Origin of the sequence: Desulfosarcina cetonica JCM 12296 (genome assembly GCF_001311845.1) — a bacterium.
In the GTDB taxonomy this organism is placed as follows: Bacteria; Desulfobacterota; Desulfobacteria; order Desulfobacterales; family Desulfosarcinaceae; genus Desulfosarcina; species Desulfosarcina cetonica.
This window is the reverse complement of the sequence record NZ_BBCC01000485.1, coordinates 1-1,011: the sequence shown is the minus strand read 5'-3', so window position 1 is coordinate 1,011 and position 1,011 is coordinate 1. Positions and strand designations below refer to the sequence as shown.

The following is a 1,011-nucleotide window of genomic DNA, read 5'->3' as shown; positions in this document are numbered from 1 at the left end:
GCTTGCCGAAATCCGGACCCTGGCGGCGGCCGGCGGCATCGCCGTGGAGGCATTCGTCCACGGCGCCATGTGCATGGCCTACTCGGGCCGCTGCCTCATGTCGGGTTTCATGGCCCGGCGGGAAAGCAATCGCGGCCTGTGCTGCCAACCCTGCCGCTTCAACTACGCGGTGGTGGAAGAGACCCGCCCCGGGCAGTACTTTCCCATTGCCGAGGATGAACGCGGCAGCTATATTTTCAATTCTCGGGATCTTTGCATGATCGAGCACCTGCCGGAGATGATCGCCGCCGGCATCGCTTCCTTTAAAATCGAAGGCCGCATGAAAAGCATTCACTACCTGGCCGGCGTGGTCAAGATCTATCGGGAAGCCATCGACGCCTGGTATCGCGATCCGGAAGGCTACACGGTCCGGCCGTACTGGTTGAGCGAACTGGCCGCCATCAGCCACCGGGGTTACTGCACCGGGTTCTACTTCGGCGATCCTCGCCAGACCGAGGCCAATACGGCCAACCGGATCCATCCCGGGTACCGGTTCGTGGCCAAAGTCACCGGCCTGACCGCGGACGGCGGCGCCGAGGTATTGGTCAAGAACCGCATTTTCGAAAACGCGGCCGTGGACGTGCTCTCCCCGGGCGTGCCGACACGGCCGGACCGCATCCGGAAAATCATCGATAAACACGGCGCCCGCCGTTCACCGGCCCAACCCGGCAGCCGGGTGACCCTGTATCTGAACACGCCGCCGCAGCGCCTCGACCTGATCCGCTGCCCGATGGACGAATCCGGGAGAAAACCAGCATGATCATCGTTGCCGACAACCTGCGCATCACCCGTCCCATCATCGCCCAGGCCGTGGAGCGGCTCGATCCCGCGCCCATCCGGGACATGGCCCTGCGCTGCAAGAACGCCGGTGCCGATGCCATCGACATCAACAGCGGGCCCCTTTCGCGTCGGCCGGCCGAACGGATGACCTTTTGGTCGAAACGGTCCAGGCGGCGGTCGATCCGCCCCTGG

At 64.5% G+C, this 1,011-nt stretch carries 1 protein-coding gene and 1 pseudogene; both read left to right on the top strand.

Annotated features, from left to right (window positions below; genetic code table 11):
- Positions 1 to 799 (top strand): peptidase U32 family protein (locus JCM12296_RS35140; RefSeq protein ID WP_172684280.1); only part of this gene is annotated, 799 nt, incomplete at its 5' end.
- Positions 796 to 1,011, top strand: a pseudogene (locus JCM12296_RS35135) (hypothetical protein); the annotation flags it as partial. The gene JCM12296_RS35140 and the pseudogene JCM12296_RS35135, both read left to right, overlap by 4 nt.